Origin of the sequence: Sphingobacterium sp. UDSM-2020 (assembly GCF_016132525.1) — a bacterium.
Lineage (GTDB): Bacteria > Bacteroidota > Bacteroidia > Sphingobacteriales > Sphingobacteriaceae > Sphingobacterium > Sphingobacterium anhuiense.
The window spans coordinates 5705090-5727232 of record NZ_CP066166.1 but is presented as its reverse complement, the minus strand read 5'-3'; the positions used below and the strand labels follow the sequence as shown (position 1 = coordinate 5727232).

The window sequence follows — 22143 nt, the reverse complement described above, 5'->3', positions numbered from 1 at the left end:
CTTATTTATGGAAGGCAAAATTAGTAAATCATTTTTAATAACAGTCTTTTTAAGCTTGGTATTATTCACATCAAGTTTTGCCCAAAAGGTGTATGTGTTTGAATTAAAGGATGATATAGGGCCAAGTGCCTGGCGTACAGTAAAACAAGTTTACGACAGCGCACAGAGTAAAAAGGTGGATTATGTATTAATGGAATTGAATACATATGGAGGAGCCCTAAATTTTGCAGACTCTATCCGGACAAAATTGCTTGACTCAAAGATTAAGACGATTGTTTATATTAATAATAATGCAGCTTCTGCAGGAGCGCTGATATCCTTGGCGAGTGACTATATTTATATCCATCCGGGGGGAAGTATAGGTGCCGCAAGTGTTGTCAATGCTAATGGAGAAGTGCTTCCTGAGAAGTACCAATCTTATATGCGAGGACTGATGCGCGCAACGGCAGAGGTAAAACATCGTGATCCGAAATTGGCAGAAGCTTTTGTTGATCCTAATGTATCATTGCCGTCGATAAAGCAAGATGGGCAATTGTTGACTCTAACGAGCAGTGAGGCTGTTAAGTTTGGACTGGCAAAGGGGGAAGTTAGCAATCGTAATATGATCTATAAAGACTTAAATATAGTCAATGTACAAGAAACTGTCTATCGTAAGGGTACAATTGATCATATTATCAGTTTTTTAATAAATCCAGCTGTAAGTGGTATACTGATTTTGTTAATAATAGGTGGTATTTATGCCGAAATGCAAGCTCCTGGTTTAGGATTTGCTATTGCTGTTGCGATTGTAGCGGCATTACTGTTCTTTGCACCACTCTATATTCAAGGTTTAGCTGCAAATTGGGAAATAGCTGTCTTTATAGTAGGACTTGTATTAATTCTTTTAGAAGTTTTTGTTATTCCCGGTTTTGGAATTGCCGGTATATTAGGAATAATTTTCGTTATTTGCGGTCTGACTTTTAGTCTTGTTGCCAATGATTTTTTAGATTTTAAACTCGCTTATCCAGGTATGTTATTTAATTCATTTTTATTAGTTGTAGGAGCCATGATACTGTCGATTATATTGATGGTCATCTTTGGAAAAAATCTGTTAAAGACTCCAGTTTTTAGACGACTTGTTTTAAAGGAAGAGCAAAAATCGGAAGAAGGATATACCTCTTCTATTTTAAAGTCCAATTTATTGAATAAGGAAGGAGTAGCAAAGACTGTATTGCGCCCATCTGGTAAGATTGAAATAGAGGGAGTGTGGTATGATGCTGTGGCTTTGGATGGATTTATTGAAGAAGGGGAGGAGATTTATGTAGATAAGCATGAGAACTACAACTTATTTGTAAGACGAAAAGCGGAAAAGGCTTAAAAAATAGATATATAAAAAAAGGCCTATTTCTCAGGAAGTAGGCCTTTTTTGTGTAATGCTAATTAGAATTTTGATCCTATCGTTAGCATCACATTTGTTCTGCTATTCTTAACGTCAACACTTGGACTAACCGTATTCCAGTCGCCTTCATAAGTGATTCTATAAGGATTTTCTTTATAGTTGTTGGCATTATAAACACCTGTCAGATCAAGATATACACCACGGCCTAATTTAGCACCTAGACCAGCTGAAATGCCATAAGTTTTATACTCAGCATCTTTGTACGGATTACCATTATAATTGAAACCAGCTCTTCCGCTTAATATCTGATTAAATAATACCTCGCCACCTACGCGTACATTGAAGGCTGCCTGGTATGTGTTTTTAATATTAGCATTCATCTGCTGCTCGTTTGAATTATTATTATAAACATCTCTATAGCGCATACTTGCATAATCGACAAATTCAACTTCCGCAGTTAATAGACCGGCAGAAAAATATTGTGTAAGACCAGCTGAAAGCTTATAGGGAGTTTGTAAGTTATAATCGTACGAGGTATCGTAATACTTAGATGCGAAATTATGGAATGACTTATCGGCATTTGGCTTAAAGTAGTTAATGTCTGTATAAGAGGTCGATTCATCTGTAATTGACATAAATGTAGGCGTTTTAGCCGTAAATCCTAAACTTAAAGAAGGTGTGGCTTTATAGATCATACCTAATTTAAAATCAAAACCAGATCCTTGAGTCACTTGGCCGTAATGGTCAAATAGTTCGTAGTCCACATCAACAAATTTTGCCTGCTCTTCATCTGCCTTTAGATATTTTGATTCAGGATTCAATGCTTTAATACCAGCCGCATCTTTCGTTATGCCGTATTCTGTAAAAACAGCAGATTTTTCATAACGGAAATCTGTTAGGCTGAAAGTTGCTCCGATATAAAATTTATTGCTATAGTTGGAGCCAAAAGATAATGCTGTTTCAGATTTCCCACCTTTGGTCCATACTGAATTCAGTTGTTCGCTTCCTTTATCTTCAGCAATTGGAAAATAAAAGTTTTTGTCTTTGCCAATAGTTTTATCAAACATAAAGGATGATTTCATGTCATTTGCCCATTCACTTCCATCCTCATCGAACATGCGATCTGCATAGGCATGTGTGATCGAATTGTCACTATTCATGCCACTATAGTCTAATTTATTGTTAAAAAGATTCGTTCGGTTGTAAGCAATACCAACATTAAAATTTAACCAGCCTTTTGTTAAGTCTCCGCCGTAACGGGTGGTTGGTAAATGAAATACAACACCACCGTTATCCAGGTTAAAATTGTCTGTTTTGCTATTGGTTTTGTTACCGAAATAATCCATCTTATTTTTCCCATATTGGTAACGTAAAGTTGCAGAAGCATCAGATTGGTTATAAAAACCTAAACCTGCAGGGTTTCCTGTTATAGCGCTAATATCACCACCTAATGCAGTTGAAGCACCTCCCATAGCCTTGAAACGAGCTGTTCCTCCATTGTCTCCTTGAGAAAACAAAAGTACATCTTCCGTCATTGACTGGGCCTTTGCGGTGCCAACCATACCTATAGCTAGTACACTCCCAAAAAGTATTTTTTTAATAGTCATATAGTTTTATATATAGTAGTAATGAAAGAGTGATTGATATAAATCAATCACTCTTCTTATGAATCATATTTATCTTGTACGGCCTCCACCACTGCGTGTAGCACCGCCTCCGCCGCCACCTGATGAACGAGTGGCACCACCGCCACTGTTAAAGCTTCCGCTCGATTGTGATCGCATCGTTGGTTGCGATGAACGAACCGGTTCGCTAGAACGTGTTCTTGAAGGTTGATAAGTATCTCTACTTGTACTTCTTGTCGCTGGGTTTGATTGTTGTACTCTTGTTGAACTTGTAGAACGTGTTCTGCCTACATTACCATTTGAGTTGTTGTAATTATCGGAACGTGTTGAACGTGTTCTGCCAACACCATTATTATAATCACCTCTGTTGGTATTGCTTGAACCGATACGTGTTCTTCCTGCTCTGGTATCATTTGGATTATTGCTTGATGCAGAAGAACGTGTTCTTCCAACACTGCTAATTCTACCGTTCGCATCTCTAGAGACGACAGCATTCGAACGTGTACGACCAGTAGTTCTTCCACCATCACTGTAACGCGTACCTGATCTCGAACGTGTGTTGTAGTTATCACGGTAAGGTGAACGTGCTGCTAAGTCACGTGATCTGTGGTTACCCCAGTAACCGCCACCATAGCCACCACCCCAGTAGCCGCCGCCCCAATATCCATTACCCCAATATCCACCGTAGCCGCCGCCCCAGCCCCATCCTGGGTACCATGGATTGTAACCCCAGCCAGAACCATAGCCGAAACCAAAACCTAGGCCAATGGACCATCTGCCACCTCCAAAACCATTACCATATCCGAAACCAAATGAAGGACCATAAAAGCCTCCGTATCCCATTCCCATACCATACCAAGGATCAAAGAATGGATCAAAGTAGGTCATACCTGGTGAAGAATAATAAAATCGATTAATTCGATTCGCATATTCCAAGTCTTCGTATTTTCCTTCTTCATATTCTGCATCAGAATATTCATCACTATAATATCCGTTATCTTGGACTTGATCAGCTTCACTTTCATCCGCATAGTAGTAATCCGGACTTTGATAAGCTGGTCTTGCCTGGGCATTATTATTATAGACATCATCACTATGAGTGATTGGTCTGCTAGTAGTACAAGATCCCAGCGTAAGGGCTCCTGAAATCACAATAGCGCCGAGTAAAAAACTATTTTTTTTCATAATATACTAAGTCGTTATGTTCGACAATACAGTCTAATTTACTATCTTAGACCCAAATTTCAGATAAGGGTTTAATCGTGTTCTCAAAAATAATAAATATTTATTTTTAAAACTTATATTCCTTTATTAGACGGAATTCTTAATCACAATGTTACAATAATTTTTGAATTAATAATATGGGTAAAGGTATAACAAGTCGTGAAGAAGACTATTCGCAATGGTATAATGACCTTGTGATCAAGGCTGACTTGGCAGAATACGCTGCTGTGAGAGGTTGTATGGTTATAAAGCCATATGGATATGCTATTTGGGAGCGTATGCAAGCGGTTTTGGATAAAAAGTTTAAAGATACTGGTCACAGTAATGCTTATTTTCCTTTGTTCATCCCAAAGTCATTTTTCTCGAAAGAAGCATCACACGTAGAAGGTTTTGCAACAGAGTGTGCAGTAGTGACACATTACCGTTTAAAAAATGATGGTAACGGAAATATTATTGTTGATGAAGATGCTAAATTGGAAGAAGAGTTAATCGTTAGACCAACATCTGAAACGATTATTTGGAATACTTACCGTGGCTGGATTGAATCTTACCGGGATCTGCCAATTTTAGTGAACCAGTGGGCTAACGTTGTTCGTTGGGAAATGCGTACCAGATTATTTTTGCGTACCACTGAATTCTTGTGGCAAGAAGGCCATACCGCGCATGCAACTCAGGAAGAAGCAATTGAAGAGACCGAAAAGATGCTTCATGTATATGGTGACTTTGTTGAAAAATATTTGGGCGTGCCGGTTATACGCGGTCGTAAGACTGAAAACGAGCGTTTTGCGGGAGCGATAGACACGTATTGTATTGAAGCATTGATGCAGGACGGTAAAGCTCTGCAGGCAGGTACTTCACATTTTCTTGGTCAAAATTTTGCTAAAGCTTTTGATGTGAAATTTACTTCTAAAGAAGGTAAATTAGAGCATGTATGGGCAACTTCATGGGGTGTTTCGACGCGTTTGATGGGAGCTCTGGTTATGGCACACTCGGACGATCAAGGTCTGGTATTGCCTCCAATGTTGGCGCCAATCCAAGTTGTTGTTGTTCCAATCTTTAAAACAGCAGAAGAGAAGCAAGCAATTGATAATTTTATCGATGCTTTGTCGGGCGAATTGAAAAGTAAAAATATTTCAGTGAAATATGACGATCGTGATACGCAAAGACCTGGATTCAAGTTTGCAGAATGGGAATTAAAAGGTGTACCATTGCGCTTAGCTATTGGAGCACGTGATATGCAAAATGGAACTGCTGAATTAGCAAGACGTGATACACAGACCAAAGAGACTGTTGAACAAGCTGGATTAGCAGATAGAATCGAAGGTTTATTGACTGAAATTCAGGAAAACATTTTTAAAAAGGCTTTGGATTACAGAGATTCTCATATTACTGAAGTAAATTCATATGATGAGTTTAAAGAAGTTTTGGAAACGAAAGCTGGTTTTATATCTTGTCACTGGGATGGCACTGTGGAGACAGAAAAACTAGTGAAAGAAGAAACAAAAGCGACTATTCGTTGCGTGCCTTTAGACGCGAAAGAGGAAGCTGGTATTTGTATTTTTACAGGTAAGCCTTCGACAAAACGTGTTTTATTCGCAAAAGCGTATTAATCTATAATCAATCACTCATGCGTTATCTCATATTAGGTTGTGGATGGGTAGGAGAGTTTGTCGCTAATTTATGGTTGAAAGAAGGACATGAAGTCTGGGCATCGACCACTATAGCAGAAAAATACCATCGGTTAATAACCGATGGTATTTTTGCATTTAAGCAAAATTTCGACGAACCACTAACTCCTGCTATTAATTTGCCAAAAGAATTTGATTATATCTTGGTGAGTGTTCCTGCAACAAATAAATCAACAATAGAAGACCTGACTAAAAGGTTCCTTCGAGTAAGTAACTTTCTATCCAGTTTACACTATAGTAAAATAATATTTTTAAGCTCAATTGGAATATATCCCGATGTTTCGAAAGAAATAGATGAGGATAGTTTTGAAGAAGATGAACTGCAGTCCAAATTACTGCTTGCTGAAAAATCTATTGGTGTATTCCCAAATACACATATTTATCGTTTAGGAGGCCTATTTGGTCAAAATCGCATTTTTGCTAAATATTTTCAGCAGAAAGAATGCACTACGGGTGGACAGCCTGCCAATTTTATTCATTTGGAAGATGTTGCGTCGCTGATAAGTGAGGGTTTTGTAAAGCCTTTAAACAATAAAATCTACAACGTGGTATGTCCTCATCATCCATTAAAGCAAGATGTTGTCGAAGCATCAGCACAGAAATACGGTTTTGATTTACCAACTGCTTTTAATAATAGTGATTCATTTCAGAAAATAGTAAAGTCAAATCGTTTGCAAAATGACTTGAATTATACTTTTAAATATGAATCTCCGTTAGATTTTTAATAAATTTACTTTTTCAGAATTAATATAAATATTAAATAATATGGCATATAAATTTGCAACTAAAGCGATTCATGCTGGTCAACAGTCGGACCCTACAACGGGTGCAGTGATGACTCCTATATATCAGACTTCTACTTATCAACAAGCTTCTCCAGGCGAGCATAAAGGTTACGAATATTCAAGAGGAACAAACCCTACACGGAAAGCTTTAGAAGACTGTTTAGCTGCTTTAGAGAATGGTCAGCATGGTTTAGCCTTTTCAAGCGGTATGGCCGCTACGGATTGTGTTTTGCGTCTATTGAAACCAGGAGACGAAGTCGTTACGGGAGACGATTTATATGGTGGTTCCTACCGTATTTTTACTAAAGTTTATGAAGCCTATGGAATCACTTTTAAATTTGTAAATACTTCAGATGCTGATGCTGTACGGGAAGCGATAACGGACAAAACGAAGTTAATCTGGGTAGAAACTCCGACTAATCCGACATTGAAGATTGCGGATGTTGCGGCTATTGGCCAGGTTGCTAAGGAAAAGAAAGTGCTTTACGTAGTTGATAATACTTTTGCTTCTCCATACCTACAAAATCCTTTGGACCTTGGTGCTGATATTGTTATGCACTCAGCTACCAAATATATTAATGGTCACTCGGATGTGGTTATGGGGGCGCTAGTTATGAATTCAGACGAGTTATACAAACAATTATTCTTTTTTTATAATGCCGTAGGCGGAACTCCTGGACCACAGGACTCATTTTTAGCGCTTCGTGGCATCAAGACATTACATTTACGTATGGAGGCACATTGTGCTAATGGACGTAAAGTTGCTGAATATCTTAGAAGTCATCCAAAAGTGGAAAAAATTTATTGGCCAGGATTTGAAGATCATCCTGGACATGATATTGCTAAAAAGCAAATGCGTGATTTCGGCGGTATGATATCTATTGTTTTAAAAGGTGCTGATCTAAACGAAACATTTCGCATTTCTTCGCAATTTAAAGTGTTTACACTTGCTGAGTCACTAGGAGGAGTGGAGTCTCTGATTAATCATCCAGCAACAATGACCCATGGATCTATTCCAAAAGAAATACGTGAGAAAGTAGGTGTGGTCGATAATTTGATCCGAATCTCAGTTGGTATCGAGGATGCTGATGATTTGATTGCTGATCTGGAACAAGCGTTAGTTTAATAATAGATTAAAAAGTTTTAGCCGTCAGTTCCTCCTGATAATTTTATCGGGAGGAACTGATGGTTTTTATTTAAATAGATGGCAGATTTTAATATTAAGGATTTTTTGGATAAAAAAGTCGAACAGTATAATCAACCCAATTTCATTCCGAATGATCCGATTTGTATTCCACATCGTTTTCAAAAGAAAGAGGATGTGGAAATCATGGGGTTTATAGCGGCAATATTAGCTTGGGGGCAACGGAAGACCATCATTAATAAATGCACAGAGTTGATAGAACGTATGGATGGAAGTCCACATGATTTCATCATGAATCATCAGGAGGTTGATTTAAAGCAGTTGCTCGGATTTAAGCATCGTACTTTTAACGATACCGATCTTCTGTATTTTATTCAGTTTTTTCGTTATCATTATAATCATTTTTCCTCTTTGGAAGATGCATTTTTAATTGGACAGGAAAATACGGGTACAGTTGTACTAGAAAAGTCTTTAGATGAGTTTAAAAATTACTTTTTTTCTCTTCCTGATTATCCATTAAGAACGAGAAAGCACATTAGTTCTCCAATACAGAAATCTACTGTTAAAAGGATCAATATGTTTCTGCGGTGGATGGTACGTCATGATGATAAAGGAGTAGATTTTGGAATTTGGAACCGTTTAAATCAGAAGGATCTTATTTGTCCCTGTGATCTTCATGTCGAACGTGTCGCTCGTAAATTTGGATTAATAACTTTGGATCAGGTAAACTGGAAAACAGCGATGCAGCTTACTGAAAATTTGAGAAAGTTAGATCCATTGGATCCGGTTAAATATGATTTTGCTTTATTTGGCCTAGGAGTAGAACGTGAGTTGTAAAAAAGATCAGATGTTTCTTTGATCAACTGATCAGTTTTATAATTCCGAGCTTATAGCTATGCGTTAAGCGGTATAATATTTTTTAATTAATGTAATAAATTGCTGTAAAACGGGATGTTGACTTTTGTTGTCATAAGCTAATATGACCTCTGTCTGAATATCCTGTTCTTTTAAAGCATGAAATTCTAATGGCAATTCGGTATTCTGTTTTGCAACTGAAGTTGGAACAAATGCGATACCTAATCCATTCGCTACCAATTCTAATATGGAATGCATAGTGTTACATTCGTGTACAATTTGTGGATGGAAACCGATCCGGTTTGCACAGGCTATGATCTGATTGTGGTAATCATCAGCATAACTTGAATTGTACGAAATAAAATCTTCTTGCATTAAAGTAAGTGCATGAATGTCCTTACCCCACTTTTTAGGCGTTGCTAAACAAAAGGAATCTTTAAACAAAGAATACACCTGAAGATTAGTTGTAAAGATAGGTGCTCGTAGTATTCCTAAATCAAGTTTCCCATTTTCTAATGCCATTTTTTGTTTCTGAGAAGAGGTCTCATACAGATAGACATGCAAGTAGGGGAAATCATTTTTGATTTGTTTCAATATCTTAGCCAGCATTTTCTTTGGGGTCGAACTAATGTAACCGAGTCTGAAATCTCCTGAAATAGCCTGATGTAATTGTTTGGTCATGAGCTTAGCCTTTTCCAGCTGCTGCATCAGTTGATCACATTCCTGTAAAAAATAGCGTCCTGCATTTGTCAATTCAACACGTTTATTATTTCGGTAAAATAAAATGACCCCTAATTCTTTTTCCAGATCTTTAATCTGACGGGTTAAGGGCGGTTGAGAGATATGCAATTTTTCTGCCGCACGACCGAAGTGTAACTCCGTTGCCACTGCTTTAAAATAATGTAAATGTCTTAATTCCATCGATACTTGAAAGGTATTATTAATTGCCTAAAATAGTATTTTTAAAGTATTATTCAATGTTTTAGATTTGAAAATATTAAAAATTAGAAAGATGGAATATAAATCAACGCTAAAAGAAATTGAAGAACGGTTTGACCAGGATGTAGCACGGTTTTCAAATCTTGACACAGGACAGCAGACGACTTTAGATGCCTTGTTTAATATGGAACTGATTACTGATGGTATTGCCGCGGTGTATCCGGAATTAAATCACGTGCTAGATATTGGTTGTGGCGCTGGTAATTACCCTGTTAAATTAGCGCAAAAGATGTCCGATTTTGAGTGTACTTTGGTTGACTTAAGTCAGCCGATGTTGGAAAAAGCACAAGAACGTGTACAAGAAGTCATATCTGGACAGGTTCAGATATTAAAAGGTGACTTTAGAACTGCCGAGCTAAAAGAAAATCATTATGACGTTATTATTGCAACGGCGGTTTTGCATCATCTCCGTGATGACCAAGATTGGGAGCATGCATTTAAAAAACTGTATAGCTTACTCAAAGAGGGCGGGAGTATCTGGATTTTTGATCTGGTGATTCATGATCATGATGCCATTCAAAAATTGATTTATGATAATTACTATGGTAGATACCTTACGGGTTTGAAAGACGAAAATTATCGTGACCATGTTTTTGCTTATATCGAGCATGAAGATACACCGCGGAGTTTAACTTATCAGCTTGATTTGCTTAAAAAAGTAGGATTCAATTCTGTTGATGTGCTCCATAAAAAATTGAATTTTGCCTCTTTTGTAGCTTTTAAATCTCGAACTACAGCATCTTAAGAAGCATAGTTGATTCATTTTAAAAGACGATAAATTTTAGTTTGCAAATATCACCTTAGTAAGCTGCTGTTTAATAGGAAATATACTGATATATGCCTTATACTAAGGTACTATTTTTTAGAGATATTCTAAAGGGATAATAGAGGGTTCATAGAGGTAAAACACTATAAACCCTCTATTAAAACTCAGTTAAATCCGATGAAAATCTTACTGCATATTGAACGAGTATTAGCTGAAGTGCAAATCAGTCTTTTACATATTCATAAGAGGATGCAGATTTTGTTAAAAAATTATTATTTGTGACGATGACTGCCTATCCGCCAAATGATTTTCGTACTTTTATAAGCTATTTTAAATAACATATAATATTAGGAGAAAGCTTTGGATTTTTTAGCAGGATTGAACCCTTCTCAAAGAGGAGCTGTAGAACAAACTGATGGACCAGTAATGATAGTTGCTGGGGCTGGATCAGGAAAAACACGTGTCATTACTTATCGTGTTGCCCATTTAATACAAAAAGGAGTAGATCCTTTCAATATATTAGTTTTAACTTTTACTAATAAAGCCGCAAAAGAAATGCGTAATCGTATTATGTCGGTGGTTGGTGCTGAGGCTAAAAATATTTGGATGGGAACATTTCACTCCGTATTTGCCAAGATTTTGCGTGTAGAAGCTGAATTGATTGGATACCCGCGTAATTTTACGATTTACGATACGGATGATACGAAAAGTTTACTACGTTCCATTTTGAAAGAAATGAACTTAGATGACAAACTTTATAATGTCAATCATGTGTATGGGCGTATTTCTCAAGCGAAAAATAATCTCATATCGCCACAGGAGTATAATAAAAATGAAGCACTAAAAGCGGAAGATATTTCTAACGGAAGAGGTCAGTTAGGAGAAATCTATATGACGTATGCGCAACGTTGTTATCGTGCAGGGGCTATGGATTTTGATGATTTGTTGTTCAAAACCAACGTTTTGTTGAATAAGCATCCTGAAGTGTTGCATAAATACCAGCATCAGTTTAAATACTTGATGGTTGATGAGTATCAAGATACCAACTTTTCACAGTACTTAATCGTTAAGCGATTAGCTGCTGTTAATGAGAATATTTGTGTAGTTGGTGATGATGCACAGAGTATTTATGCTTTCCGTGGTGCAAATATTCAGAATATCTTGAATTTCCAAAAGGATTATCCTACAGTAAAGGTTTTTAAATTAGAGCAAAATTACCGTTCAACTCAAATGATTGTTAACGCCGCGAATTCGGTTATTGCTAACAATCAAAATCAGTTGGAAAAGAATGTCTTTTCTGATAATGAAGAAGGAGAGAAGATAAAAGTTTCCCGTGCATTTTCAGATAATGAGGAGGGCAAAATTGTTGCAGAGTTAATTTCGCAAGAAAAGTCTTTAAAATCTTATAATTATAAAGATTTTGCTATTCTTTATCGCACCAATGCGCAATCTAGAGCAATGGAGGAAGCTTTAAGAAAAATAAATATCCCTTATAAAATATATGGTGGTACTTCTTTTTATCAACGAAAAGAAATTAAAGATTTAATTGCATATTTTAGACTTACTTTTAATCCAAACGATGAAGAGGCGTTGAAACGTGTGATCAATTATCCTCGTCGTGGTATTGGTGATACCACGGTTGAGAAAATCGTGATCGCCGCAGATCAACATCAATACCGTCTTTGGGATATTGTAGCGAATGCTCAAATGTTTATGGACGGACGTAGTGCCGCTTCTGTTGGAGGATTTGGTCAAATGATCTTGAGTTTTCAAGCGCTGGCAAAAACTAATAGTGCTTTTGATACGGCAATGCATATAGCACAGCATTCAGGTATATTAAAGGAACTATATGAAGATAAGTCTGTTGAGGGATTGACACGGTACGAACATATACAGGAATTGCTCAATGGTATTAAAGAGTTTTCCGAACGCGAGGATATTGAGGAACGTGGGTTAGACATTTATATGCAGGATATTGCTTTGCTGACCAATGATGACAACGATAAAGATCCAAATGCGGATACGGTTTCAATGATGACGATACACTCGTCTAAAGGTTTAGAATTTCCTGTCGTATTCATCGTTGGCTTAGAGGAAAATTTATTTCCATCTCAGTTGGCACTTAATTCAAGGACTGAACTGGAGGAAGAAAGAAGATTATTTTACGTTGCAGTTACCAGAGCTGAAAAAAAATTATTACTTTCGTACGCAACTTCTAGATATCGATGGGGAACACTTAATAACTGTGAACCAAGCAGATTCTTGGATGAACTGAATCCATCTTGTTTGGATCTGGATTTTAAACCAAGACAAAGTTCTTCTGCAGAATCTGGAAGTTTCCAAGGTGAGCGTATTGCCTGGCAGCAAAAAGAGACGGATAGTTTTTCGAAACCTAAGCCGAAACCTTTTAAAACTACCTCGATATTACCCAAAGCGCATACACCTTCCGCTGGTTTTACTCCATCCGACACAAATAGTTTGCAGGTTGGCACGGAAGTGGAACACGAAAGATTTGGTTTCGGAAAGGTTGTTAACCTCGAAGGATCAAAGGGAGAAGTAAAAGCAACTATTTTCTTTAAAGACTTGGGACAGAAACAATTGTTGCTTAAATTTGCAAAACTGAGAATTATTCAATAATTTAATACCAAAGTACAGAATACAACGTTGTATTGGTACTGAAATTCACTATATGAACTTTGACTACAACAGCACAAGACCGAAGCTAATCCTAGCTGAATACGGTAGGAATGTGCAAAATATGGTAAACTATATTTGTGATTTACCTACAAAAGAAGAAAGAAATAAGTATGCTCAAGTTGTCATTGATATGATGGGGGTGTTAAATCCTCATTTACGCGACGTGGCAGATTTTAAGCATAAATTGTGGGATCACTTGCAAATTATTTCTGATTTCCAGATTGACGTGGATTCTCCATATCCTAAAGCAACTCCAGAATTGGTGAAGCATGAGCCAGAATTGTTATCCTATCCGCAGCATAATATCAAGTACAAGCATTATGGTTTTACAGTGGAGAAAATGATTAATAAGGCAATTTCCATTACGGATGAAGAAAAACGTCAAAAAATGGCTCTTTCAATTGCCAATTTCATGAAGATGGCGTATACAACATGGAATAAAGATGCGGTAGCAGACGAATTTATTATTCAAGATTTAGCAGAATTGTCAAGTAAGGTATTGCAATTGCCAGAAGGTACAGTTTTGACCAAACAAGATTTCAAAAGTGCGCCTCCGGGAAATAGAGTTAAAGGAAATAATCCGACACAAACTACTAATAACAATTCCGGGCATTCTAATAATAACCATAGTCGGAGCAACAACAATAATAACTCAAATAACAGAAGACCTTCGGGAACAAATTCGTTCCAAAAACGAAGCAATTCAGGTGGCGGAAGTAGTAACAATAACAATAGACGTCCTTACCAAAATAATAATAACAGCAACAATAATAATAGCAATAGTAACAGCGGTTATAAGAGAGGATAATTGTTAATACTTTAAGTATGATATAAGGCAATTGTGAAGTGATTTATATTTCTTTTCAATTGCTTTTTTTCTTATAACATCAAAGGAAAATATAAAAAGATATAGGTGTACGCATGAATGCATTTGAAATCAATGGCGGGAAGCCATTAAAAGGAGAGATTATTCCTCAGGGAGCGAAAAATGAAGCATTACAGATTTTGTCTGCAGTATTGTTGACTGAAGAACCCATCACAATTAGTAATGTTCCAAACATTAAGGATGTCAATAAATTAATAGATCTCTTAATAGCATTAGGTGTACGTGTCAATCGTATTGATGAGGATACTTATGTTTTTGAAGCTAAGGATATCAATATAGATTATTTCCAATCGTCAGAATTTAAAGAAAAAGGAGGGAGCTTAAGAGGTTCTATTATGATTGTAGGACCCTTATTAGCACGTTTCGGGAAGGCAGCTATTCCAAAACCCGGAGGCGATAAAATTGGTCGTCGTCGTTTGGATACTCACTTTTTGGGTTTTGAAAAATTGGGAGCCAAGTTTATCTACGATTCGGAAAATCATTTCTTTAATGTCGATGCTACTCAATTAAAGGGAGCTTACATCTTGTTAGATGAAGCATCTGTTACAGGTACTGCTAATATTGTTATGGCGGCAGTATTGGCTAAAGGTAAAACTGAAATCTATAATGCAGCTTGTGAGCCTTATTTGCAACAGTTATGCAAAATGTTGAATCGTATGGGAGCTAATATCTCCGGTATTGGTTCAAATTTGCTCACTATAGAAGGTGTGGAGCGTTTGGGTGGAACAACACACCGTATGTTGCCAGATATGATTGAAATTGGCTCTTTCATCGGATTAGCAGCTATGACTGGTTCTGAAATTACCATTAAGGATGTCTGTTACAAAGAATTGGGGATTATTCCTACCGTATTCCAACGTTTAGGAATTAAAATGGAGTTGCGTGGTGATGATCTTTTTATTCCAGCGCAGGATTCATACGAAATAGATACATTTATTGATGGTTCAATTTTAACGATATCAGATTCACCTTGGCCAGGATTTACACCAGATTTATTAAGTATTGTTTTGGTTGTGGCAACACAAGCAAAGGGAAATGTATTGATACACCAAAAAATGTTTGAAAGCCGTCTTTTCTTTGTTGATAAACTGATTGATATGGGGGCTCAGATCATACTTTGTGATCCACACCGTGCAACTGTAATCGGATTGAATAAAATGTATCCTTTACGTGGAATTGAAATGACTTCACCTGATATCCGTGCAGGCGTATCTTTATTGATCGCAGCATTATCTGCAAAAGGTACTTCAACTATTCATAATATCGAGCAAATAGAGCGTGGTTACCAGAATATCGAAGAGCGATTAAAGAAATTAGGCGCTGATATTCGTCGCGTTGATGTTGCTCCTAAAGGACACTAAAACATGTTATTGTCATAATTTGATATTGTATAGTATTTTAGTAGATTTTATTTAGATCTTATAATATCTTTGGTTAATCAAGTGTTTAAACATATAAAATAGATTAAGTTAGTTATGAAAAAATTATTAGTATTACCTGCTATCGCAGCTGTTATTATGTCTTCTTGTGCTGGAAATCCAGAAGGAAAAAAAGCGGAAGTGCAAGATTCTGTTGCGACAGAACAAATTGCTACTCCAGCTGGAGAGGTGTTTAATGTAGATGCAACACAGTCAAAAGTTGTATGGACCGGAACGAAAGTGACAGGTGCACATACTGGTACGATTGCGATTAAATCAGGTTCATTAAATGTGAATAATGGTGTGTTAACCGGTGGTACGTTCACATTGGATTTGAATACAATTAGTTCTACAGATCTTGAAGGAGAGTACAAAGAGAAATTAGATGGCCATTTAAAAGCTGCGGATTTCTTTGATGTTGCTAAATTTCCTGAAGCTACATTTGTTGTGACTAAAGCTGAAGCTGGTGCTACAGCACAAGATGTGAAAATTTCTGGTAATTTAACAATCAAAGGTATTACTAAAAATATCTCATTTGATGCTAAGGTAATTGAATCAAATGCTACAACAATCAAAACAGAAGCTGATTTTAACATCGTTCGTGCTGATTGGGGTGTAAGTTATGAAGGTAAAAAAGATGATTTAATTTCTGCTGAGATAAACTTTAAGGTTTCTCTAGTAGCGACTAAATAAGCTCATTAGAATAATTATAAAAAGGGAGTGATACACATCGTATCACTCCCTTTTTTATAATAGCAAATCTAGTAAATAATAAGATCTGTTATTTCTTAAGCGACATCTCGTAAGTCAACTGCAACAACACGTGAGACACCTTGTTCTACCATGGTAACTCCATAGATGATGTCTGTGCTCGCAATTGTTTTTTTGTTGTGAGAAACCACTATAAATTGTGAGTTCTTAGAAAAATCACGAATGATATTATTGAATTTATCAATGTTAGTATCATCTAATGGTGCATCTACCTCATCAAAAATACAGAATGGTGCAGGCTTCGAAAGATACAGTGAGAATAGAAGTGCTGTTGAGGTGAGTGTTTTCTCTCCTCCTGATAGTTGATTGATCGACAATGGTCTTTTTCCTTTAGGACGCGCAATAATATCAATATCCGAATCTAACGGTTTAGATGGGTCTGTAAGGATTAAATCACAGCTATCTTCTTCGTTAAATAGGGAGCGGAAAACTTTGATGAAATTATCACGAACACTATTGAACGTGAACATAAATTGTACCTCTGCAGTATCATCAATCTCTTTAATGGTTGCCATTAAAGATTCTTTTGCCTCCAATAGATCTGATTTTTCTTTATTGATGAAGTTATAACGTTCATTCATCTCATCGAAAGCCTCTTTGGCCATAAGATTGATTGAACCGTACTCATTCAATTGTTTTTTGAGTTTCGTACACTTGGCGACAAGTACATCTTGATCTTCTGTGATTGTTGGCGTTTCTTCTTGTTCTAATAGATCTTTTAATTCAATATTAAACTCTGCAGAAAGGCGTTCTTTTAAAGTATTAAGATCAATCTGAAGTGCTGTTTTCTTATCTTTTATTTCAGAAATTAGGAGATCATCTTGTTCTTTTGATCGACGGTATTGTATAATTTGCTCTTCTAACTCATTTATTTGTTTACGAACACCATAGTAGCTCTTTTCTAATTCTTCTAAACCTTTTTCCAGTGCATCCTTCTGCGTATACATTTCCACCAGATCTTGGTCTTCTTCATCTACAAATTGGGCTGTATTTTTTAAAGATAACTGTACTTCTTCGAGATCTTTTGTATTACGTTCGATACGAGATTGAAAATCCTCCTGCTGCGTTTCGCGGAATTCGAGATCTTTATTGATGTTTGAAACTTTATTCTGTTGCTGATGGTATCCGAGATTTCCTTGATTGTAACTTGCGGATTTTTCAGTTAAAATCTCTGAAATTTCATTAAATCTGTCCTGAAATTCTTGAAGATCACCTACCTGCTGCTCACGTTCGTTTTTGAAATCTTGAATTTGAGGTTCGACAATCAGTAAATCATTTTCAATAGCTATTATTTTATCTTGAATATCCTTCTTGCGGTTTAGTGCATTAGTAATGAAGGTTTGATATTGTTCTTGTTTTGTTTTGACAGATATCAATTCATTATTTAGACGGTTTAGTTGAAAACGAAGCTCATCAATCATTTCCTTTTGGGAATTAGACTGTAATGCTGCTAAACGTCCGGATTCGTCGGCTATTTGATCCTGTAGCTTATTGATGTTTTCATTAAGAGCTTTGATTTCCTTTGCTAAGATTTCGATGTTTTTAGCGCGTCCGATTCGTTTACCTTCAAATAATCCCACAGAACCACCTGATAGACCTAACCTGTTTTTCGAAAATTTACCATTTTTCTGCAAAATAACAATATCTCCCTCGGGCAATGGTAATTCAAGTTCATGGTCGCGTTCTCGTTGCAAAATATAGACATTTTGTAATAAAACTTCGCAAAGAGGCTTGAATTTGTCATCAACAGTAATAACATTCAAAGCTGGAGTTAAGATATCATCATTAATCGATGAAGATGTCTTTATGGATGGGATGGCATCCAATATGAAGAAATTTGCACGACCACGTGCAGCATCGCTTAAAAGATTAATCGCCTGTACCGCATCTTGCTGTGTTTCCACGACATAGTGATTCATGATCGATTCCAGGTAATTTTCAATAGCTACGCGGTAGTCTTCCTCGCAAAAAAGAACATCTGAAAATAATGGCGGTTGTTTTTTCCAACCTGCATTCTTCTTTAGAAATCGGATTGAATCAGGAAAGCCTTCTAAATTATCAATTAAGGATTTAGTTAAGTTATATTCATTCTGTTTCGCATCTGCTAACCTTGACTCTTTATTTAATTCGTCCTTAAGGGTATTTATATTTGCTGTATGATTTTGAATTTGCGATTGCAATTCTTCTTCCATCTGTATGGCGGTCTCATACTGTTGTTGTTGCGTTTCTACACGGCCCTCTAATTCAGCTACAGTAATATTAAATTGATTTAACTCGGCTTCTTTGGATTCAGTATCTGTTACCGTTCGGATGGATTCTTGTAATAAAGCTTCTTTTTGAATATTTAAAACAGCAATATCTTTTTCAAGCTTATAGATATTGTCCTGTAAAGTTGTACTGGCCTTGTTATAACTGTCTAATTTTCCTTTGGCAGTTTGTTGCTGACCTCTTAGCTCTTCGACTTCAAATTTATCTTTTTCTAGGTTTGTTTGGAAATTATCCAATTGCTGTTGCTCATGAAATAACTCTTCATTTAACCTTTTGATCGTATAAAGAACATGATTGAGTTGTTGATTGTCATTGTTGATTTCAAAATTCAATCTGCTTTCTTTATCCTGAAGATTCTTAAGCTGTTCGTTTTTAACTTTTTTTTCCGACTCGTAATTTCGGATTTTATTAATAAATTCCTGGGTGGCTTTCTGTTGTATGGAAACATTTTTTTCCTGCTCCAGATTGTCTTCTCGGATTTGCTTTAGTGCATTTTCAGCTTTATTAATATGTTCTTGTGCGTCGGTACTCTGCTTGTTTAATTTGGATTCCTGACCTTGGAGACGTTCCAGTTCACTGCTAAAATCGGCAATGCGGTAATAGGCTAAATTGATACTACTCTGGCGGTATTCATCTTTTAAAAGCGTATATTTTTCTGCTTTTTTAGCTTGTCCTTCTAATGATCTTAGATTTTTGGTAATCTCAAACATTAAATCATCTACGCGGCTCAAGTCAAGTTCAGTATCTCTTAGCTTATTTAGCGTTTGTTTTTTACGGACTTTATATTTGGATATTCCAGATGCTTCTTCAAATAGATTTCGACGGGAGTTTTCTTTATTATTGATGATTTCATCAATCATTCTCAGTTCGATGATCGAATAAGAATCTGCTCCAACTCCTGTATCTAAAAACAAGTCTGTAATATCTTTTAAGCGACATTTTACATCGTTCAATCGGTATTCACTATCACCGTTTCTAAACAGCTTACGTGTCACAGTGACTGTTGTAAATGCTGTTGGAAGTACGTTTTTATTATTGTCAAAAGTGAGTGAAACTTCTGCCAGGTTTGCCGCTTTACGATTTTTCGTTCCATTAAAAATGATGTTTTCCATTTTTTCTGAACGGAGCATACGTGTACTCTGCTCTCCCAAAACCCAACGTATCGCATCGACGACATTTGATTTGCCACAACCATTTGGGCCCACAATTGCGGTGACGCCTTCATTAAAATTGATTGTAATCTTATCGCCGAAGCTTTTGAATCCTTTTATTTCTAGTTTAGTTAACTGCATTTATACTACAATTTTTCTGCATTAAATAGGAAACGAAATTAAGAAATAAGTTCAACTTATTTGCACGATTTTGGGATTCGGGAGCAGAAGTTTAGCTAACTCTTTGGTTATGTCTGACAATCAAAATTGCTAATAGTAAACTATTAGCAATTTCCGGTTTCACTGTCGCAGCTAGGTCCTTCATTATCATTCATGATAATAACTGTTTTAGCATCTTCATATGCTTGACGGAGTGTCTGTTCAAACATTTCTAAAGGTTGTGCTCCAGCAATACCAAACTTTTGATTAAATACGAAAAATGGAACGCCACGTAAACCTAGATTTACACCTTCTTGAATATCCTGAGTGACTTCGTAAGTAAAACGATCAGAAAGCAGCATTTCTTGGACTTCTTTTTTGTCCATCCCCACTTCCGCAGCAAGGTTTACTAATATATTGGTATCATTAACGTCTACTCCTTCACTGAAATGGGCTTTTAGTAGGCGTTCTTTTAAAATATTACCAAGACCATGCTCTTGTGCAAAATGTATAAGACGATGTCCATTGAGGGTATTGACAATTAGTGATTTTTCGAAATCAAAATCAATCTCTAGAGATTTTCCTATGGACTGAACCTGTTGCATCATACCTAAAGTTTCTTCCTTAGTTAGACCTTTTGCATTTTTAATGTACTCTACTGCGGGAATACCAGCTGCACCTTGTGGGAATTGCGGGTGTAGTTGATAAGATTTCCAAATAATCTCAACTTCATCACGATGAGGAAATGCAGCTAATGCTTGTTCCAATCTTTTTTTACCAATATAACAAAATGGACAAACGATGTCCGACCAAATTTCTATTTTCATAATGTATGTTTAAGAATCGGGAACTCCTAATAATTGAGTTCCCAAAATATGTTTTAGTTGAATTTAATAATGAAATCTTCGTGGCTTGGTCTTACTTTCTTTAAGTTAACTAACCAATCGTTTGCTTCATCGCGGTAACCCAGGGCTAAGATTGTAACCGATTTAAGGCCTAATTTGTCTAACTCAAGTAAGGCATCTAACTGTTGGTTGTTAAAACCCTCCATAGGAGTTGCATCAATTTTTTGTTCTGCCGCCGCGGCTACGGCTAATCCAAAACCAATATAAGCCTGACGTGCCGCATGGTTAAATTGCTGTTCTTGGGACAACGCTGATAATTGTGTATAAAGATTGTTTTTATAATCATCTGCAAATCCTGATGGCAATCCTCTTTCTTCCGCCTGTTGCGCAAATGGTGCTTCTACACGTTCTTTAGTATAGGAATCGTAAGCTGCGAATATTAAAATATGTGAACTGTCTACGATTTGGGATTGACCGTAAGCGATAGGTTGAATTTTTGCTTTCAATTCGCGATTTGATATTTCAATTACTCTATAAGGGTGTAGCCCAGAAGAGGTAGGAGCCAAACGAGCAGCTTCTAAAATGTAATCAACTTTTTCTTGTGCTACTGGAGTGCCATTCATCTTTTTTGTGGCATATCTCCATTTTAAATCTTCTAATAAACTCATGTTATTTATTGTGGTGTTTTAATGATATAATAAATCCCTCAATAGCATCTGTTAGGATAGGGGATACTACTTCTGGATCTGTTGCTGTATTTGATATGAATTCGATGGTAATAATACCATGTAAAATAGACCAAAAGGTTTTGAATTTTAAAAATAGATCAATTTGTTCGACTTGATTCTCTTCAATACATTTGGAAATACAATTTAACATGACATCTGATGCGACTTTCATCTCTTTGATACTGTTCACAACTTCGCATTGGGGAATACCCAAACCGAACATAATTTCATAGTATTTCTTATTTTCGAATGCGAATTTCCAGTAAGATGTCGCTAGATGATACAAGTTCAGGTCTGCGGTTCTGCTTGAATCTACAGCAGATGCAAGTTGTGTTGCCAGCAAAGAAAAACCGACTTTTGTAAAATAGGCTACAATAGCATCTTTGTTTTCAAAATGCTTATAGATAACAGGAACACTATATTCAATGGCATCTGCTATTTTTCTAATGGATAGTGCTTGCCAACCTTCCTCCTGTACAATAAGCCAGGATTGTTCAATTATTTGTAACCTAATTTTTTCTAAATCTCGCAATTTTCGCTCTGATACACCCATCTTTAAAACTTTAGTTAACAGTGTTAGCAAAAGTAACAATGATTTTTTTTAAATTAAATAGCCTGTAAAATTTAGTACATTTTTATGACAGATTATAATTATTCAAGATTATAATTATTCAATCGTAGAGTTTGTCTAAAAAAGCAATTTGTTATTATTAAAATTTGGCTGCAGTACTGGAGGTAATTAGAGGTCATTTTTTT

The 22143-nt window shown here is 36.3% G+C and carries 17 protein-coding genes; 10 read left to right on the top strand and 7 right to left on the bottom strand.

Annotated elements, in window-relative coordinates; genetic code table 11:
* Window positions 1-7: 7 nt before the first annotated feature.
* A complete protein-coding gene (locus JAZ75_RS24290) occupies window positions 8-1357 on the top strand; it encodes an NfeD family protein (protein WP_208699095.1) in 1350 nt (449 codons plus the stop codon).
* A 62-nt stretch (window positions 1358-1419) separates the two neighbouring features.
* Here the strand turns inward: JAZ75_RS24290 and JAZ75_RS24285 are convergent, their stop codons facing one another.
* Together JAZ75_RS24285 and JAZ75_RS24280 are read right to left on the bottom strand one after the other, a co-directional pair.
* Window positions 1420-2985: an OmpP1/FadL family transporter gene (locus JAZ75_RS24285; protein ID WP_132772899.1), complete on the bottom strand. Its 1566-nt coding sequence runs from the start codon at window positions 2983-2985 to the stop codon at window positions 1420-1422.
* Window positions 2986-3054: 69 nt separating this feature from the next.
* Window positions 3055-4188, bottom strand: coding sequence for a hypothetical protein (locus JAZ75_RS24280; protein ID WP_132772897.1), 1134 nt, complete (start codon window positions 4186-4188; stop codon window positions 3055-3057).
* Window positions 4189-4364: 176 nt separating this feature from the next.
* On the opposite strand from JAZ75_RS24280, the gene proS reads away from it, so the two are divergent.
* The 4 genes from proS (at window position 4365) to JAZ75_RS24260 (ending at window position 8681) form a co-directional block, all read left to right on the top strand.
* Entirely contained in the window at window positions 4365-5837 is a 1473-nt protein-coding gene (gene proS / locus JAZ75_RS24275) for a proline--tRNA ligase (RefSeq protein WP_021192306.1), read from the top strand.
* 17 nt (window positions 5838-5854) lie between these two features.
* Window positions 5855-6640 (top strand): GDP-L-fucose synthase, encoded by a 786-nt coding sequence (locus JAZ75_RS24270; protein ID WP_208699093.1) that lies wholly within the window; start codon window positions 5855-5857, stop codon window positions 6638-6640.
* 40 nt (window positions 6641-6680) lie between these two features.
* Window positions 6681-7826: a cystathionine gamma-synthase gene (locus tag JAZ75_RS24265; protein ID WP_132843367.1), complete on the top strand. Its 1146-nt coding sequence runs from the start codon at window positions 6681-6683 to the stop codon at window positions 7824-7826.
* A 78-nt stretch (window positions 7827-7904) separates the two neighbouring features.
* The gene (locus tag JAZ75_RS24260) at window positions 7905-8681 is read left to right on the top strand and encodes a TIGR02757 family protein (RefSeq protein WP_208699091.1); all 777 of its coding nucleotides are present in this window, start codon (window positions 7905-7907) and stop codon (window positions 8679-8681) included.
* A 63-nt stretch (window positions 8682-8744) separates the two neighbouring features.
* Here the strand turns inward: JAZ75_RS24260 and JAZ75_RS24255 are convergent, their stop codons facing one another.
* Window positions 8745-9620 (bottom strand): LysR family transcriptional regulator, encoded by an 876-nt coding sequence (locus tag JAZ75_RS24255; protein ID WP_183915058.1) that lies wholly within the window; start codon window positions 9618-9620, stop codon window positions 8745-8747.
* Window positions 9621-9711: 91 nt separating this feature from the next.
* Here JAZ75_RS24255 and JAZ75_RS24250 point away from each other — a divergent pair, with 91 nt between their 5' ends.
* From JAZ75_RS24250 to JAZ75_RS24230, 5 genes are all read left to right on the top strand, one after another.
* Window positions 9712-10443 (top strand): class I SAM-dependent methyltransferase, encoded by a 732-nt coding sequence (locus JAZ75_RS24250; RefSeq protein WP_208699088.1) that lies wholly within the window; start codon window positions 9712-9714, stop codon window positions 10441-10443.
* A 381-nt stretch (window positions 10444-10824) separates the two neighbouring features.
* On the top strand, window positions 10825-13101 hold the full coding sequence (locus JAZ75_RS24245; protein ID WP_208699085.1) for an ATP-dependent helicase: 2277 nt from the start codon (window positions 10825-10827) through the stop codon (window positions 13099-13101).
* Window positions 13102-13153: 52 nt separating this feature from the next.
* A complete protein-coding gene (locus JAZ75_RS24240) occupies window positions 13154-13969 on the top strand; it encodes a DUF4290 domain-containing protein (RefSeq protein ID WP_183915051.1) in 816 nt (271 codons plus the stop codon).
* 113 nt (window positions 13970-14082) lie between these two features.
* The gene (gene murA, locus JAZ75_RS24235) at window positions 14083-15408 is read left to right on the top strand and encodes a UDP-N-acetylglucosamine 1-carboxyvinyltransferase (protein WP_021192300.1); all 1326 of its coding nucleotides are present in this window, start codon (window positions 14083-14085) and stop codon (window positions 15406-15408) included.
* A 114-nt stretch (window positions 15409-15522) separates the two neighbouring features.
* On the top strand, window positions 15523-16158 hold the full coding sequence (locus JAZ75_RS24230) for a YceI family protein (RefSeq protein ID WP_183915049.1): 636 nt from the start codon (window positions 15523-15525) through the stop codon (window positions 16156-16158).
* Between the two features lie 95 nt (window positions 16159-16253).
* Here the strand turns inward: JAZ75_RS24230 and smc are convergent, their stop codons facing one another.
* From smc to JAZ75_RS24210, 4 genes are all read right to left on the bottom strand, one after another.
* A complete protein-coding gene (gene smc, locus JAZ75_RS24225; protein ID WP_132772886.1) occupies window positions 16254-19796 on the bottom strand; it encodes a chromosome segregation protein SMC in 3543 nt (1180 codons plus the stop codon).
* A 143-nt stretch (window positions 19797-19939) separates the two neighbouring features.
* Window positions 19940-20641, bottom strand: coding sequence for a DsbA family oxidoreductase (locus tag JAZ75_RS24220; RefSeq protein WP_208699084.1), 702 nt, complete (start codon window positions 20639-20641; stop codon window positions 19940-19942).
* Window positions 20642-20694: 53 nt separating this feature from the next.
* Window positions 20695-21327: a nitroreductase family protein gene (locus tag JAZ75_RS24215; protein ID WP_132843383.1), complete on the bottom strand. Its 633-nt coding sequence runs from the start codon at window positions 21325-21327 to the stop codon at window positions 20695-20697.
* A 1-nt stretch (window position 21328) separates the two neighbouring features.
* Window positions 21329-21940, bottom strand: coding sequence for a TetR/AcrR family transcriptional regulator (locus JAZ75_RS24210; RefSeq protein ID WP_021192297.1), 612 nt, complete (start codon window positions 21938-21940; stop codon window positions 21329-21331).
* Window positions 21941-22143: the final 203 nt, after the last annotated feature.

Bases quoted from the DNA above. Each gene is read 5' to 3' on its own strand.
- JAZ75_RS24255 (WP_183915058.1), bottom strand. From the start codon at position 9,620: ATGGAATTAAGACATTTACATTATTTTAAAGCAGTGGCAACGGAGTTA.
- JAZ75_RS24220 (WP_208699084.1), bottom strand. From the start codon at position 20,641: ATGAAAATAGAAATTTGGTCGGACATCGTTTGTCCATTTTGTTATATT.
- JAZ75_RS24240 (WP_183915051.1), top strand. From the start codon at position 13,154: ATGAACTTTGACTACAACAGCACAAGACCGAAGCTAATCCTAGCTGAA.
- JAZ75_RS24265 (WP_132843367.1), top strand. From the start codon at position 6,681: ATGGCATATAAATTTGCAACTAAAGCGATTCATGCTGGTCAACAGTCG.
- JAZ75_RS24290 (WP_208699095.1), top strand. From the start codon at position 8: ATGGAAGGCAAAATTAGTAAATCATTTTTAATAACAGTCTTTTTAAGC.
- murA (WP_021192300.1), top strand. From the start codon at position 14,083: ATGAATGCATTTGAAATCAATGGCGGGAAGCCATTAAAAGGAGAGATT.
- smc (WP_132772886.1), bottom strand. From the start codon at position 19,796: ATGCAGTTAACTAAACTAGAAATAAAAGGATTCAAAAGCTTCGGCGAT.
- JAZ75_RS24280 (WP_132772897.1), bottom strand. From the start codon at position 4,188: ATGAAAAAAAATAGTTTTTTACTCGGCGCTATTGTGATTTCAGGAGCC.
- JAZ75_RS24250 (WP_208699088.1), top strand. From the start codon at position 9,712: ATGGAATATAAATCAACGCTAAAAGAAATTGAAGAACGGTTTGACCAG.
- JAZ75_RS24285 (WP_132772899.1), bottom strand. From the start codon at position 2,985: ATGACTATTAAAAAAATACTTTTTGGGAGTGTACTAGCTATAGGTATG.
- JAZ75_RS24270 (WP_208699093.1), top strand. From the start codon at position 5,855: ATGCGTTATCTCATATTAGGTTGTGGATGGGTAGGAGAGTTTGTCGCT.
- proS (WP_021192306.1), top strand. From the start codon at position 4,365: ATGGGTAAAGGTATAACAAGTCGTGAAGAAGACTATTCGCAATGGTAT.
- JAZ75_RS24215 (WP_132843383.1), bottom strand. From the start codon at position 21,327: ATGAGTTTATTAGAAGATTTAAAATGGAGATATGCCACAAAAAAGATG.
- JAZ75_RS24210 (WP_021192297.1), bottom strand. From the start codon at position 21,940: ATGGGTGTATCAGAGCGAAAATTGCGAGATTTAGAAAAAATTAGGTTA.
- JAZ75_RS24230 (WP_183915049.1), top strand. From the start codon at position 15,523: ATGAAAAAATTATTAGTATTACCTGCTATCGCAGCTGTTATTATGTCT.
- JAZ75_RS24260 (WP_208699091.1), top strand. From the start codon at position 7,905: ATGGCAGATTTTAATATTAAGGATTTTTTGGATAAAAAAGTCGAACAG.